Annotated in this window: 13 protein-coding genes; 12 read left to right on the top strand and 1 reads right to left on the bottom strand. The window is 35.9% G+C overall.

Annotated elements, in window-relative coordinates; genetic code table 11:
* Positions 1–163 precede the first annotated feature (163 nt).
* The 12 genes from G600_RS0104955 to G600_RS0104895 all read left to right on the top strand — a co-directional run bounded on the left by G600_RS0104955 (position 164) and on the right by G600_RS0104895 (position 13,145).
* Positions 164–760, top strand: coding sequence for a cytidylate kinase-like family protein (locus G600_RS0104955; protein WP_027430956.1), 597 nt, complete (start codon positions 164–166; stop codon positions 758–760).
* Between the two features lie 100 nt (positions 761–860).
* Positions 861–1,100 (top strand): RNA-binding S4 domain-containing protein, encoded by a 240-nt coding sequence (locus G600_RS0104950; RefSeq protein WP_027430955.1) that lies wholly within the window; start codon positions 861–863, stop codon positions 1,098–1,100.
* A gap of 27 nt (positions 1,101–1,127) precedes the next feature.
* Positions 1,128–1,454, top strand: coding sequence for an FtsB family cell division protein (locus G600_RS0104945; RefSeq protein ID WP_027430954.1), 327 nt, complete (start codon positions 1,128–1,130; stop codon positions 1,452–1,454).
* Complete coding sequence (tilS, locus tag G600_RS13785; RefSeq protein ID WP_162141495.1) at positions 1,447–3,003, top strand: tRNA lysidine(34) synthetase TilS; 1,557 nt, start codon at positions 1,447–1,449, stop codon at positions 3,001–3,003. The genes G600_RS0104945 and tilS overlap by 8 nt, the downstream gene beginning before the upstream one ends.
* 144 nt (positions 3,004–3,147) lie before the next feature.
* A complete protein-coding gene (gene hpt, locus G600_RS0104935) occupies positions 3,148–3,681 on the top strand; it encodes a hypoxanthine phosphoribosyltransferase (RefSeq protein WP_027430953.1) in 534 nt (177 codons plus the stop codon).
* A 70-nt stretch (positions 3,682–3,751) separates the two neighbouring features.
* On the top strand, positions 3,752–5,596 hold the full coding sequence (gene ftsH, locus G600_RS0104930; protein WP_027430952.1) for an ATP-dependent zinc metalloprotease FtsH: 1,845 nt from the start codon (positions 3,752–3,754) through the stop codon (positions 5,594–5,596).
* A 368-nt stretch (positions 5,597–5,964) separates the two neighbouring features.
* A complete protein-coding gene (mgtE, locus tag G600_RS0104920; RefSeq protein WP_242826353.1) occupies positions 5,965–7,311 on the top strand; it encodes a magnesium transporter in 1,347 nt (448 codons plus the stop codon).
* A gap of 499 nt (positions 7,312–7,810) precedes the next feature.
* Complete coding sequence (locus tag G600_RS0104915) at positions 7,811–9,925, top strand: glycoside hydrolase family 13 protein (protein ID WP_027430950.1); 2,115 nt, start codon at positions 7,811–7,813, stop codon at positions 9,923–9,925.
* 130 nt (positions 9,926–10,055) lie between these two features.
* Positions 10,056–10,928, top strand: coding sequence for a GDSL-type esterase/lipase family protein (locus G600_RS0104910; protein WP_027430949.1), 873 nt, complete (start codon positions 10,056–10,058; stop codon positions 10,926–10,928).
* Between the two features lie 139 nt (positions 10,929–11,067).
* A complete protein-coding gene (trmD, locus tag G600_RS0104905) occupies positions 11,068–11,778 on the top strand; it encodes a tRNA (guanosine(37)-N1)-methyltransferase TrmD (protein WP_027430948.1) in 711 nt (236 codons plus the stop codon).
* The gene (gene nth, locus G600_RS0104900) at positions 11,778–12,416 is read left to right on the top strand and encodes an endonuclease III (RefSeq protein ID WP_027430947.1); all 639 of its coding nucleotides are present in this window, start codon (positions 11,778–11,780) and stop codon (positions 12,414–12,416) included. Before trmD ends, nth begins: the two co-directional genes overlap by 1 nt.
* 27 nt (positions 12,417–12,443) lie before the next feature.
* Entirely contained in the window at positions 12,444–13,145 is a 702-nt protein-coding gene (locus G600_RS0104895; protein WP_027430946.1) for a 3'-5' exonuclease, read from the top strand.
* A 61-nt stretch (positions 13,146–13,206) separates the two neighbouring features.
* Here G600_RS0104895 and G600_RS0104890 read toward each other — a convergent pair whose 3' ends face one another.
* Positions 13,207–14,649 carry a HAMP domain-containing sensor histidine kinase gene (locus G600_RS0104890; protein WP_027430945.1) on the bottom strand — a complete coding sequence of 481 codons (1,443 nt, stop codon included), beginning with the start codon at positions 14,647–14,649 and terminating at the stop codon, positions 13,207–13,209.
* Positions 14,650–14,654: the final 5 nt, after the last annotated feature.

Raw genomic sequence — 14,654 nt, 5'->3', positions numbered from 1 at the left:
ATGTTAAAAATCATATCATTTTTTATTAAATTAGAAAAGAGAAATACAATAAATTAAAATATTAACAATCTTTTCTTTCAAATTGTTATGAAAAGATGTAAAATGTAACTATGAATAATGACACGTGAAAAATGCCAAATTTTAAATTTTGGGGTGATTTTTAATGGATAAACAAATTATTATATGCATTGGCAGACAGTATGGTTCTGGCGGTCATGAAATCGGGGAGAAGTTATCAAGGAGGCTTGGTATTTCATTTTTAGATAGGAAAATGTTAGACAAGCTGGTAACTAGCATAAAAGTGGACAAAAACGCCGCCGACAAGTATAAAAGGAAGAAACTTTTTACTAGGGAGTCGGATATTGTTATGGATAGCGTTGGGGCTGTGGTAAATGAATTGCAGTTTGACTATATTACAGAGATGGCAGACAGCGGGGTTAGCTTTGTAATTGTAGGCAGATTAGGTGATCAGGTGCTAAAGGGTCGTGAAAATGTGATTACCATTTTCATAACAGGTGACAAGCATGCAAGAATTGAAAGAATTATGTCAAAATATAAGGTGGACTTAGAGACGGCTAAGGAAAAGATAAGCAGGCATGATAGCAATAGAAAGAGATTTCACAACAGTCAGCTGCGCAATAGCTGGGGAAATGCTAAGCGTTATGACCTTTGTCTAAACAGTTCAAAGCTAGGTATAGATAAGAGTGTGGATTACATTATAGATTATTTAATGCTAAGATATGGCAGATCAAAATTCTAAGAGTTTAGAATTAAGGAAGCTTCTACCCTTTACTTAATTTCTTAAAATTTATATAATGGTAGGAGACTAAAAGAGAAAAATATTTAATAAGAGGTAAAAAATGAGATTAGATAAGTATTTAAAAGTATCTAGATTAATAAAGAGACGAACAGTAGCAAATGATGCTTGCGATGCAGGTCGAGTTACAATAAATGGAAAAGTTGCCAAGGCTTCTTATGATGTTAAGGTAGGCGATATTATTGACATCCAGTTTGGTAATAAGAACGTTAAAGCTAGGGTTACAGACGTAAAGGATGTAGTCAAGAAAGAAGAAGCTAAGGAAATGTTTGAGTATTTATAGATTGGGTTTGAAAAAATAGGAGAAATTATGGTTAGGGAATCAAGGAGAGAAAAGGAAAGAAGAAGAAAGCGCCAGCGTTGGTCTACAAAATTAGCACTTGGAGCAGCTGTGGCGGTTCTTGTAATGTTTGCTTTACTACTTATAAATAATCAAATGAATTTAAATGCCAAGAACAGAGAACTTGAATCACAAATCAATGAGGTTCAATCACAGGTGGATGAAGAAACTCAGAGAGCCAGTGACTTAGAGGACTATCAAGAATACATTCAATCAAAGAAATTTGTAGAGGAGATTGCAAAGAATAAGTTTGGATTAATCTGTCCAGATGAAATTATTTTTAAGGCCGATGAATAATAGAGTTAAGAGAGTATATGATTTTATAAATGAGAATAATATGCTAGAGAGCGCCAACTTGATAGTGGGACTATCAGGGGGCGCTGATTCTATTTGCTTAATTTCTATTCTAGATAGCTTTATTAAGGATAATAATCTAGACATTCATTTGCTGGCGGTTCATGTAAATCATGGGATTCGAGAAAATGCCACAAGGGACGAAAACTTTGTAAGAGATTTTTGTAAAAATAAGACAATCGATTTAGTGGTAAAAAGAATTGATTGCATCGGAATTGCAAAGGAATTAGGCCTGACAGTGGAAGAGGCAGGCAGATTAAAGCGTTATGAAATCTTTGAAGAGCTTGCAAAAGAACTAGATGAAAAGATTGGGGCGACCACTAAAACAACTACTAAAACAGCAGCTAAAATAGCTAGTAAATTAGAAAACTTCAATAAGCCTACAAGAATCGCTGTTGCCCATCACCAAAACGATCAGGCAGAGACTATTCTTATGAACATGGCAAGGGGCACAAATCTTAAGGGCCTTAGGGGCATTAAGCCTGTAAGGGACAGAATTATTAGACCGCTTCTTTGCCTTAAAAGGTCGGAGATTGAGGAATATATAAGAGAGAATTCTCTTTCCTATGTAGTGGATGAGACGAATTTTAACAATGACTACACTAGGAATTCTATAAGAAATGTTATAATCCCAAGTTTTGAAAAAAATGTAAATAGTAATTTTGTAGAGAACCTCTCTAACATGGCTAGCCGTATGCAGTTAATGGAGGATTTTATTGAAAATGTCACAAGTGATGCATTTTCAAAAGCAGTCTTAGTAGAGGGCGAGGTCTATAAGATAAATTTAAAAGAGTTAGCTTGTCTTGATAGATTTATTGCAAATGAGCTTATATATAGGGTGTTATCTTTGGCAGCAGCTGCTAAAAAAGACATATATGAGATAAATGTAAAAGATGTTTATAAATTAGTGAGCTTAGAAACTGGTAAGGAAGTAAGCCTTCCCTACGGTCTTGTGGCAAGAAAAGGCTATGATTATATTTTTGTAGAAAAAAGACATACAGTAAATATAGAAGAAAGTCAGAATATAAATATAGAAGATAATCCGGAAAAATTAAAACTAGAAATCGATTTGGAAGCTTTGAAAAAAACGGACATGGAAAATGAGCTTTTAATTGAAAGGGATTTTGATGCATTTTACAAAGGAACAATTATTAAGATAAGAGGCCTTAGATTAAGACTAGTTGATAATAAAATTTCAATAAAAGACTATAACAGTGACTATGCTAAATGTTTTGATTATGATAAAATTAAGTCAACAATAGTAATACGCTATAGAGAAGCAGGAGACTTTCTTGTGGTGGATGAACTTGGACATTCTCATAAGTTAAAGAATGAGTTTATTAATAGAAAGATTGATAGGGATTTTAGGAAATCTTGTCTATTAGTTTGTCAGGATAATGAGTGTTTATGGGCATTTGGCGTAAGAAAATCCGAATCTGCATTAGTTAGTGACACAACAAAAAAGGTTCTTATAGTCGAATTTCTATTGTAATTTTTATTGAACAGAACTTCACTACTTTAAAGTTGTAATAAGTTGGCTTGACGACTAAGATTATGGCACTATAATTAAATTTTATCTTATAATAAATAACTTATATTATAAAGATTAGGAAGATTTAATTTTGGAGGTAATATTATGGATAACCATTCAATTAGCGTACTAATTTCTGAGGATGAATTAGCTAAGAGAATTAACGAATTAGGCGAGAAGATTAACGAGGATTACGAAGGTAAGGAGGTTACACTTATTTGCATTCTTAAGGGAAGCATCTTCTTTACTTGCGAACTCGCTAAGAGAATCCATGTTCCAGTAATTATAGATTTTATTCAGGCTTCAAGCTACGGCAGTGGCACAACATCAAGCGGTACAGTTAAGATTAAGAAGGATCTTGATGAGAGCATTGAAGGCAAGGATGTAATTATTATTGAAGATATTATTGATTCAGGTAACACTTTATCAAAGTTAATCCCTCTTTTAGAAGAGAGAAAGCCTGCTAGCTTAGAGGTATGTACATTACTTGATAAGCCAGAGAGAAGAGAAGTAGAAGTTAATGTTAAATATAATGGTTTCAACATTCCAGATGAATTCGTTGTTGGATACGGTTTAGATTACGATCAGAAGTATAGAAACCTTCCATTTATCGGCGTTTTACATATGGATGAGAACTAATACCTAATTACTTATAGAGTAATCTAGATAGATTATTAGGGGAAGAAAAAACTATATAAGGAGGCTTGGGATGGAGTCAAAGAAGGACAACAGGTTTGGCGGAATGGGTGTTTACTTATTTGTCATTATTGTTATTGCTCTTATTTGGTTCGCAGTTTATTTAATAGGTAACCAGTCAGCGGATTATACTTACAGCGATTTCAAAAAAGACATCAAAAATGAGAATATAACCTCCGTAGACATTAAGCAAAATTCAGAGGTACCAACAGGTGTAATTACTATTACACTTAATGATGATACTACGAAGAAACTTAATGTATCAGATGTAACAGAAGTAGAGTCAGTTCTTGAGGATAACGATATAGAATATACTCTAAAAGATGTAACAAGAGTTAGTGTGTGGGTAACAACAATTCTTCCATTTGTACTTAGCATTGTGGTAATTGTTATTATCTTAATGTTCATGACAAGACAGGCCAACGCTGGCGGTGGCGGTTCTAAGATGATGAACTTTGGTAAGAGTAGGGCTAAGCTAATTAATAACGAAGATAATCAGATTAAATTCGAGGATGTAGCTGGTCTTCATGAAGAGAAGGAAGAATTAGAGGAAATCGTTGATTTTCTAAAGGATCCTACAAAATATACTAACTTAGGAGCGCGTATTCCAAAGGGTGTTATTTTGACAGGCCCTCCGGGAACAGGTAAGACTTTACTTGCTAAGGCCGTTGCAGGCGAGGCAGGGGTTCCATTCTTTAGTATTTCAGGTTCAGATTTCGTAGAAATGTTCGTAGGTGTTGGTGCATCTCGTGTACGTGATCTTTTCGAGGAAGCTAAGAAGAATTCTCCTTGTATAGTATTTATTGATGAAATTGATGCCGTTGCTAGACGTAGAGGTACTGGTATGGGTGGTGGCCACGATGAACGAGAGCAGACTCTAAATCAGTTACTTGTTGAGATGGATGGTTTCGGTGTAAACGAAGGTATTATTGTAGTAGCTGCTACTAACAGAGTAGATATCTTAGATCCAGCTATTTTAAGACCTGGTCGTTTTGATAGAAAGGTTGTAGTTGGTAGACCTGATGTTAAAGGTAGACTTGAAATCTTAAATGTACATGCTAGTAAGAAGCCACTTGGCGATGATGTAGATTTAGATAGTTTATCAAGAACTACAGCAGGCTTTACTGGTGCAGATCTTGAGAATCTTCTTAATGAGGCAGCAATTAATGCAGCTAAGAATCAGAGAAGATATATTAGTAATGAAGATGTTAAATATGCCTTTATTAAGGTGGGTATAGGTGTTGAGAAGAAGAGTAAGATTATCTCTGAGAAGGAGAAGAAGATTACAGCTTATCATGAATCAGGTCATGCTATTCTTTTCCACGTATTACCAGATGTTGGTCCTGTTCATTCAGTGTCAATTATTCCTACCGGTCAGGGGGCAGCAGGTTATACAATGCCTCTTCCTGAGAAGGATGAAATGTTTAATACTAAGGGCAAGATGTTACAAGACATTATTGTTTGCTTAGGTGGTAGAGTTGCAGAAGAGCTTGTCTTTGATGATATTACAACAGGCGCTTCACAGGATATTAAGCAGGCAACTCAAACAGCTAGAGCAATGGTTACAAAGTATGGTTTTTCAGAAAAGCTTGGTACAATTAATTACGATACTGATAATGATGAGGTATTTATTGGTAGAGATTTAGCTCATACAAGACCTTATGGCGAAGCTATTGCAGCTACAATTGATGAAGAAGTTAAGAGAATTGTTTCTGAATGTTATGATAAGGCTAGAAAGATTATTCTTGAGAATAAAGATGTCTTAGAAAAGTCAGCTAATCTTCTTCTTGAGAAAGAGAAGATTTCAAGACAAGAATTCGAAGCTTTATTTGATGAGGATAGTACAGTAACAGAGTAAGAGATACATTTTTATTAAGATTAATTAGGATCGGTTTCGTAAAGAGGCCGGTCCTTTTTTTTACAAAACTTGTCAAGAATTAAAAATTTCGGTATACTGTTATGGGTAATGTAAATTTATGTCAATTATGAAAGGAGGATAAACGCATGAACGATATTCCAGGACGAAGTATGGATGATTCTGTTCCATTGCAGAATTTATTTTTTGGAAAATGTATTTCTTGTGTGAAGTCTTCCTCATTTATATATATTTTCTAAGAAGTTATTCTGTCGAATCGAATTAATCTATCGAGTTTAATCACATTTTTAATTTAATACGGAGCAGAATCATAAGCTTTCCTACTAGTTCACAGGCGTTAATATGAACTTATGATGAATGAGAAAAATGTTCTACTTACGACTCTATTAGAGAATCGTGAGTATCTTAATGTGCGCAAAGAATTGCTAGAAATGAATGAAGTGGATGTAGCAAATTTTATTGAAGAGGCACCAGCTGAAGAAGCAGCTGTTGTTTTTAGAATGTTACCAAAGGATTTGGCAGCAGATGTATTCACTGAATTTAACACAGACATGAAGCACCACCTTGTGGTGACCATGACAGACCAGGAACTTTATAGTATTATCAATGATTTAGCAGTAGATGATGCGGTAGATATGTTAGAGGAGATGCCAGCTACAGTTGTAGAGCGTGTGCTAAAGACAGCAGATCCTAACATGAGAAATACGATCAATCAGTTTATGCAGTATAAAAAGGACTCAGCTGCTAGTGTTATGACCCCTGAGTTTATTGGCTTAAAAGAGGACATGACTGTAAGAGAGGCCATTGACTATATTAGGGAAAATGGTCAGGATAGTGAGACTATTTATACTTGCTATGTTATGGATGCCAAGAGAGTTCTTGAGGGTGTAGTAACTGTTAAGACCCTTTTAGTTTCAGAACTTGATAAGAAGATTTCTGAGATTATGTCTAAAAATGTAATCTTTGTTACAACGGATGAAGATCAAGAAGAGGCTGCAAAGATAATTTCTAAGTATGACTTCCTTGCTTTGCCAGTTGTAGATAGTGAGAACAGATTAGTAGGTATTATTACCTACGATGATGCCATGGATGTCATGACAGAAGAGACAACTGAAGATATTGAGCGAATGGGTGCCATGGTGCCATCAGAGACACCTTATCTTAAGACACCCGTAATTAAGCTAGCTAAGAATAGAATTGTTTGGCTTATGGTGCTTATGATTACAGATATGATTAGTGGCGGAATACTTGCTAGTTGGCAGGAGGCCTTTACTGCAATGCCAATTCTTATTTCCTTTATTCCAATGCTAACTGATACAGGCGGAAATGCCGGTGGTCAGGCATCTACTCTTATTATTCGTTCTCTTGCTATGGGAGAGATTAGACCAAAGGATTGGTATAGAGTTTGGTGGAAAGAGGCTAGAGTAGCGGTTATTTGTGGTTTCTTCTTGGCAGTATTTGATGTGGCTAGAATCTGGATTATGTATCCAGGTCAGTATTTAGTTGGTATTACAATTGGTATCGCCCTGTTCTGTACAGTAGTTATGGCTAAGTCAGTAGGTGGAATCCTACCTTTAATTGCAGCTAAGTTAAAGCTTGACCCAGCTGTTATGGCTTCACCAGTTATTACAACTATTGTAGATGCAGGTAGTTTACTAATTTATTTAAATACAGCAGCATTCTTATTAAGAATATAAAAATTAATTGTGTAAAGTTTGGCTAGGTTTTTTACCTAGCCTTACTTTTTTGATGGTTTGTTAAAAAATAGTCATTCAAATTTGATTGAAATAGCCAAAAAATCACGGATTGTATTCTGTATACATGATACAGTTATGCATAACTACCAAAAAAATCTTAATTTTTTTGGTATGTTTGGTAACACTTTCGATTGCTGATTTGCTATTATAATAACTGTAAAAACCCCCAATACATTATATATTTTTTGCTACACCCCATAATAAGTGAAATACCTTCTCGTGAATAAATCGATCCCCCCAGATTTATTTATTCAGAGGAAATGGGAACGTAAGGAGACGTGCTATGGCACGTCTTTTTTCTTTTTATTCTAATATTCTAAATGAGCGTTTATGATTGAAATCCGATATATTTATCATATTATTCCTAGATTTAACTTGAAAAAATTAACTATACGATATAAAATTATTTTAAAGATATAGCTAAGGGGAGAAGTGTCCTATGAGGTTAATGAGAACATTTGAAAACCTAGCAGATTGGGAGAAGAAAGCTGTATTTATGTGCGGTGTAAAGCCTACACTACACACTAAGTACTTATTTTCTGATGGAACTAAAGATTATAGAAGACCAGAAGAGCCAATGCCTGGTGACGAGGTGGCTATTCGCTTAAGAACAGGAAGGTTTAATGTTGATAGGGCAATCTTAGTTGCTAATAATGTGGAATATGTCATGAACAGAGTAGAATCAGACATTGTATTTGATTATTACGAGGCTAAGATAAAGGTTGGTAATGATAGGGTCTTTTATTATTTTAAGGTAGAAATTGGTAAGGCAATCGGGTATTACAATCAAATCGGGGCAACAAAAGATTTGAATCCTTATTATAATTTCCAAATTTCACCAGGTTTCAAAACACCTGCATGGGCGAAGGGTGCAGTTATGTACCAAATCTACGTGGATAGATTTTACAATGGAGATGAATCTAATGATGTATTAGATGACGAATATAGCTATATAGGAGAGCATGTTACTTCTGTAAAGGACTGGGGAAAATATCCTGCAGCCATGGGCGTTAGGGAGTTTTATGGCGGCGATTTACAAGGGGTGCTTGATAAGCTCGATTATTTAGAGTCCTTGGGGATTGAGGTTATTTATCTTAATCCTATATTTGTATCGCCATCTAATCACAAATACGATATACAGGATTACGATCATATTGATCCACACTTTGGAGTTATTGTGTCTGACAAGGGTGAGTTACTTGATAAGGAAGATCAAGATAACACCCATGCCACACGTTTTATTGATAGAGTTACTAATATGAAAAACCTTGATGCTAGTAACGAGTTTTTCGCAAAGTTTATGAAGGAAGTTCATAAGCGAGGTATGAAGGTCATTATTGATGGCGTGTTTAATCACTGCGGTTCCTTTAATAAGTGGCTAGATAGAGAGCATTTATATAGCTCTTCTAATACAAAATATGAAACGGGTGCCTACGAGGTTGCAGAAAGTCCTTATAATTCTTTCTTTAAGTTTTATAGTAATCAGTGGCCAGATAATGATTCTTACGACGGTTGGTGGGGTCATGATACTTTGCCAACACTAAATTACGAAGAGTCAAAGAAGCTAGAGGAATACATTTTAAATATTGGTAAAAAATGGGTTTCACCACCCTACAATGTTGATGGATGGCGACTTGACGTTGCAGCAGACTTAGGACATAGCGCTGATTATAACCACGAGTTTTGGCGAAAATTTAGAAAGGTGGTTAAGAAGGCTAATCCTAATGCCATTATTTTGGCTGAAAATTATGGCGATTCTTATGACTGGTTGCAGGGAGATCAGTGGGATACCATTATGAACTACGATGCCTTTATGGAGCCTATTACTTGGTTTTTAACTGGTATGGAAAAGCACAGTGATGAGTTTAGGGCAGATTCTGTGGGAAATCCTGATTATTTCTTTGGGGCAATGAGACATAACATGGCGAGAATGGGCCATCAAAGCTATATGATTTCCATGAATGAGCTTTCAAACCACGACCATTCTAGATTCCTTACAAGAACTAATAGAATGGTAGGTAGAACTGCTAGCCTTGGTCCTGAGAAGGCTTCTGAAAATGTAAACAAAGCCGTTTTTAAAGAAGCGGTGGTAATGCAGTTTACATGGCCTGGAGCACCGACTATTTACTATGGAGATGAAGCGGGAGTCTGTGGATTTACAGATCCAGATAATAGAAGAACTTATCCATGGGGAAGTGAAGATAAGGAATTAATAGCTTTTCATAGGGATATTATTAAGATGCATAATGAAAATCAGGTGTTTAGAACGGGCTCTTATAAGCCACTTTACTCAGAGCATAACATTTTATCCTATGCAAGGTTTACAAGGGAAGATTCAGCAGTGGTTATTATTAATAACAGCGAGGATGAAAGAAGAGTTAGAATATCCTTAGTAGAGGCTGGCTTCTCATATGATGATGACGTGGAACAGATAATGGTTACTTTTGAAAATGGATATAGTACCGATAAGCTAGGATATCATTTAAAGAACGGATGGCTAGATATTGGACTTAGAAAGACATCAGCAGTTGTATTAAGACGCTTAAGGTGGTAAAATAGGGTAGTGAATTGGACAAAATCTAATTCACTACCATTTGTTTTTTTAGGCAAATGTCATCGTTAGGCCCTAAGATATTATTAACTTAACCTAACCGAAATAAGAAGAAGTGCGAGGATTTTTTATAATGGCTACGGATAATAACAACGGGGGTAAAGCTAAGATTAAGATTAACCGTAAGATGAGAACTTGGAACAAGTTTAAGAAGTATATTATAGGTGGGGGTTTGGCGATTCTAGTTGTTGTACTTGCAATTGTATTTACTAGTGTATTAACTAAAAAGTCAGTTAAGTCTACAAACAATAAAGAGACTACAGCAGTTGCAGAGGCAACTACAGAAATTGTAACAGAAACACAAGCACAGACAGAGGCTGAAACAGAGTCTGAGACAGAAACAACTGCAGCAGCAACAACTGGTAATAGCTATTCAGTATCAGCAACAGCAACAAGTGAGTCTTATACATCAAGTGCTTTCTATGAGAATGCAGCATTCCTTGGAGACTCAGTAATTAGTGGTATTAGCCATTATGGATACGCAGCATCAACTAATGTAGTAACAGATGCTAATATGACAACAGATAAGGCAGCAGGTTTTGTTGACTCAGTTGCAGCTATTAATCCAAGTGTTGTTTATGTAATGGTTGGTCTTAATGATTTCAACTATGGTACAAGATCTTCTAATGATGCATATCAGTATATGCTTCAGTTAGTAGCATCACTTAAAGAGAAGTTACCAAGTGCTAGTATTGTGGTACTTTCAGTAACACCAATTAGTCAGACATATGATGATGCTCATAATGCTAATCAGGCAGATATTGATACATATAACAATTTATTAAGCGAGGGTGCAAGCTCTAACGGTTATACATTCGTTAATATTGCAGATGCCTTTAAGGATTCAACAGGTCATTTATCATCAGATATGACTAATGCAGGTTATGAACTTAAGCCTGACTACTATCCATTCTTACTTAATAAGCTTGCAGAATGTTTACAGTAATAAACTAATCGGTGAAAAAGATTCCGATGAATACTTGATAATATTTAGAAATTGATGCTAAAGTTCTTGGTGTGCGAGGGCTTTAGCATTTTTAATCAGTTGGACTAAGCTCTAACTAAGTTTAGATACGGAGGAATTTATGAAATTTCATGTTTTAACATTATTTCCCCAGATGATTATGGATGCCCTTAATACTAGTATTACAGGCAGAGCAATAGATAAAGGTATCCTCTCAGTTAATGCGGTGGATATAAGAGACTATACTCACGACAAGCACCTTAAGGTGGATGACTATCCTTATGGTGGTGGAGCCGGAATGGTAATGCAGCCGGGTCCTGTTGTGGAGTGTTATGAAAATATTGTCACTAAGGGAACAAAGCCAAGGGTGGTTTATATGACTCCACAGGGAGAAACATTTTCACAGGCAAAGGCTAAGGAATTAGCACAGGAAGAGGAATTAGTGATTCTTTGTGGACACTACGAGGGTATTGATGAGAGAGCCCTAGAGGAGATAGTTACAGACTATATCTCTATTGGAGACTATGTGCTTACAGGTGGTGAGCTTGCGGCTATGGTAGTTATTGATTCTGTCTCAAGACTTGTGCCGGGAGTCCTTAATAACGATGTTTCCGCTGAAACTGAGAGCTTTTCTGATGGCTTATTAGAATACCCTCAGTACACACGTCCTGTGGAATTTAGAGGCAAAAAGGTGCCGGAGGTATTACTTTCAGGACATCATGCCAAAATCGATGAATGGAGACATGAGAAGTCTTTAGAGAGGACAAAGCGCTTTAGACCAGATCTTTATGAGGCGTACTTAAAAGATCATCCAGAAGAAAGGAAAAATTAATGGCGACTAAAAGGACCAAGGAGATTTTAGCTCTTTTAGATGAGCATTATGGAAGGGATTATAGGGTTAGTTTAAATTACAATAGCCCTTGGGAGTTATTAGTGGCTACTATGATGTCGGCTCAGTGTACAGACGAGCGTGTCAATTTAGTTACTAAGGAGCTTTTTAAGAAATATAAGACAGTTTCTGATTTTGCAAAGGCTGACTTAAAGGAGCTTGAAAAGGATATCCATTCCGTTGGCTTTTATCACAATAAGGCAAAGAACATTATTGCCACAGCTAAGATTTTGTTGGAGAAATATAATGGCGAGGTGCCAAGCAAGCTAGAGGACTTAACTAGTCTTGCAGGAGTTGGAAGAAAGACAGCCAATGTCATAAGGGGTAACATTTTCAATGATCCAAGTATTGTGGTGGATACTCATGTAAAGAGGATTTCTAATAGACTTGGATTTACTAAGGAAACGGACCCTGAAAAGATTGAGTTTGAGCTTATGAAGGTTTTGCCAAAGGACCATTGGATTTTATATAACATCCAGATTATTACTTTTGGTAGGGAGATTTGTGTGGCAAGAAAGCCCCTTTGCGATAAGTGTTTTCTAAATAATATTTGTAAGTCAAAGGATAAGAAGCTTTCATGAGTGGGAATATATTTGTAAGGAGAAAGTATGCTAAAGAGATTTGTTGCCCTAGACCTTGAAACTACTGGGGTTGATCCTAGTAACGACAAGATTATTGAAATTGGCATGGCAAGAATTGTGGAGGGGGAAGTTGTTGCAACTTTTAATCAGCTAGTGAATCCTGACACAGAGCTTAGCCAGAGAATTATAGATATTACTTCAATTACACCTCTCGATTTAATTGGTAAGCCAAGCATTGAAGAGATAATTGGAGATGCAGTGGAATTTATAGGGGACGATGTGATTTTAGGTCACAATGTTGCCTTTGATTATAGCTTTTTAAAGGTGGCAGCTAAGGCTAATAATAAAAATATACCTAATAAGGTTATTGATACTCTTAAAATCGCAAGAAAGTTATTGCCAGAGCTTCCCTCAAGAAAATTAGTGGATTTATGTGCTTACTTTAATATAGATCCAGGACATTCTCATAGAGCCTATGATGATGCCATTAGTGCTTTTAGACTTTATGAAAAGTTGGCGGCATTAACTAGTGATGAGGAATTAATTAATGGAGCAGAGGAGGTCTTTTATTCAATAAAGAAGACATCACCTATTACGGCTGCCCAGATTAGATTTCTTTCATCCCTTTGTGCACAGCACAATCTGACTCTTGAAAAGCCTATAGAAGAATTTACTAAGAGTGAGGCTTCAAAGGCTATTGATGGGATTTTATCAAATTACGGTAGATAGCTTTATGAAAAAAGGACATATAAAAAGCGAGCAAGGAGATAATCTCTTTGCTCGCATATTTTTAATCTAGAAAGGAACTATTGGACTTCTTTGCTAGTTCAAGGGTGAAGGTAAATTCTGTACCGACACCTACTGTACTGATTACATCGATGTTTTCATCGTGGGCTGCAATAACTTCTTTGGTAATTGAAAGGCCAAGGCCTGAACCCTTTTTGTCTCTACCTCTTGAAGCATCTGATTTGTAGAATCTATCAAAAATCTTATCAAGATTTTCCTTTGGAATTCCACAACCGTGATCCTTTACAGAAACAAAGGCTTTCTCGCCTCGTTCCTTAACGGTAATTGCAATGGTTGAGTGGTCTGGGCTAAATTTAATAGCATTATCAATTAAGTTATAAATAACCTGACCAATCTTTGATTTATCTCCCTTAACTAATTCCTTAGAGCTTGCGTAAATTATTGAGAAGTTTATGTGTCTTTGTTTACATTTTCCTTCAAAAGTTTCAACGGTGTGTCTTATGATGGAATTTAAATCAAAGGTTGTAATCTCAAGGCGCACACTCTTAGGGTCAAGTTCGTTAAGAGTTAAAATGTTACTAGTTAATTTAGTAAGTCTATCTGTTTCAAATAGAATTATTCGAATATATTTCTTAATCATTTCTGGTGGAACTGTTCCATCTTCAATGGCTTCAAGATAGCCCTTAATTGAGGTAAGAGGCGATCTAAAATCATGGGAAATATTGGATAGGAACTTTTGCTGGAACATATCCATATCTCCAACTTGATTTGCCATATATTCAAGGGAAGAGCTTAACCTACCGATTTCGTCGGTATTTTTAATATTAATCTTGTAGTCAAAATTACCTTTACCATATTCTTCCGTTGCCTTGATAATCTTCTTAAGAGGCTTGTGAACCTGAATAAAGTAGACTATCAAAAAGGCAAGGGTTAGCACAAGCACGATTGTTAGGGTGATGTAGTTTATGTTAAAGGTGGCATCAACTCTATCTTGCACCACGGATTCTGGCATGCTAATAACTACGTAACCTTTAATTTCATAGGTGTAGGTTATTGGCGCATATACTGTGATTGCGGGACTGTCAAAAGTTCCATAAAAATCGCTATATTCCGTGTGTCTTCCCTTTAACTTGCTATAATCAAAGCCCTCTACGGTGTAGAGCACATTTGAATCGCTGCTGTTGCTATTATCATATTCTGTATCAAGTACCACAGTTCCATTTGGTTCTATGAAAATGATACGAGTGCCGTCAAGCTTAGAAATAGTCGCTAATTCTAGCTCAATTTCACGTAAATGTGATTCACTAAAATAGTCTAGGGCATATTCACTAGATATCTGGGTTGCCATTGAATACATATTCTCTGCATAGTAATGGTACTCCCTGGTGTAGTGAGTTTTGTAACATACAGTATTAACTAAAATTAGGCTACAGGCAGTAATTAGCACATATATCAAAATATGTTTATAAAGCATTTTATAGCGCATATTAG

It is taken from the genome of Lachnospira multipara ATCC 19207 (assembly GCF_000424105.1).
In the GTDB taxonomy this organism is placed as follows: domain Bacteria; phylum Bacillota; class Clostridia; order Lachnospirales; family Lachnospiraceae; genus Lachnospira; species Lachnospira multipara.
Note: the sequence above shows the minus strand (reverse complement) of the source record. Positions and strands in the feature narration are given on the sequence as shown.

What these genes read in the sequence shown, in the direction of transcription:
- G600_RS0104955 (WP_027430956.1), top strand. Translation starts at nt 164, where the DNA reads ATGGATAAACAAATTATTATATGCATTGGCAGACAGTATGGTTCTGGC.
- G600_RS0104950 (WP_027430955.1), top strand. Translation starts at nt 861, where the DNA reads ATGAGATTAGATAAGTATTTAAAAGTATCTAGATTAATAAAGAGACGA.
- G600_RS0104945 (WP_027430954.1), top strand. Translation starts at nt 1,128, where the DNA reads ATGGTTAGGGAATCAAGGAGAGAAAAGGAAAGAAGAAGAAAGCGCCAG.
- tilS (WP_162141495.1), top strand. Translation starts at nt 1,447, where the DNA reads ATGAATAATAGAGTTAAGAGAGTATATGATTTTATAAATGAGAATAAT.
- hpt (WP_027430953.1), top strand. Translation starts at nt 3,148, where the DNA reads ATGGATAACCATTCAATTAGCGTACTAATTTCTGAGGATGAATTAGCT.
- ftsH (WP_027430952.1), top strand. Translation starts at nt 3,752, where the DNA reads ATGGAGTCAAAGAAGGACAACAGGTTTGGCGGAATGGGTGTTTACTTA.
- mgtE (WP_242826353.1), top strand. Translation starts at nt 5,965, where the DNA reads ATGATGAATGAGAAAAATGTTCTACTTACGACTCTATTAGAGAATCGT.
- G600_RS0104915 (WP_027430950.1), top strand. Translation starts at nt 7,811, where the DNA reads ATGAGGTTAATGAGAACATTTGAAAACCTAGCAGATTGGGAGAAGAAA.
- G600_RS0104910 (WP_027430949.1), top strand. Translation starts at nt 10,056, where the DNA reads ATGGCTACGGATAATAACAACGGGGGTAAAGCTAAGATTAAGATTAAC.
- trmD (WP_027430948.1), top strand. Translation starts at nt 11,068, where the DNA reads ATGAAATTTCATGTTTTAACATTATTTCCCCAGATGATTATGGATGCC.
- nth (WP_027430947.1), top strand. Translation starts at nt 11,778, where the DNA reads ATGGCGACTAAAAGGACCAAGGAGATTTTAGCTCTTTTAGATGAGCAT.
- G600_RS0104895 (WP_027430946.1), top strand. Translation starts at nt 12,444, where the DNA reads ATGCTAAAGAGATTTGTTGCCCTAGACCTTGAAACTACTGGGGTTGAT.
- G600_RS0104890 (WP_027430945.1), bottom strand. Translation starts at nt 14,649, where the DNA reads ATGCGCTATAAAATGCTTTATAAACATATTTTGATATATGTGCTAATT.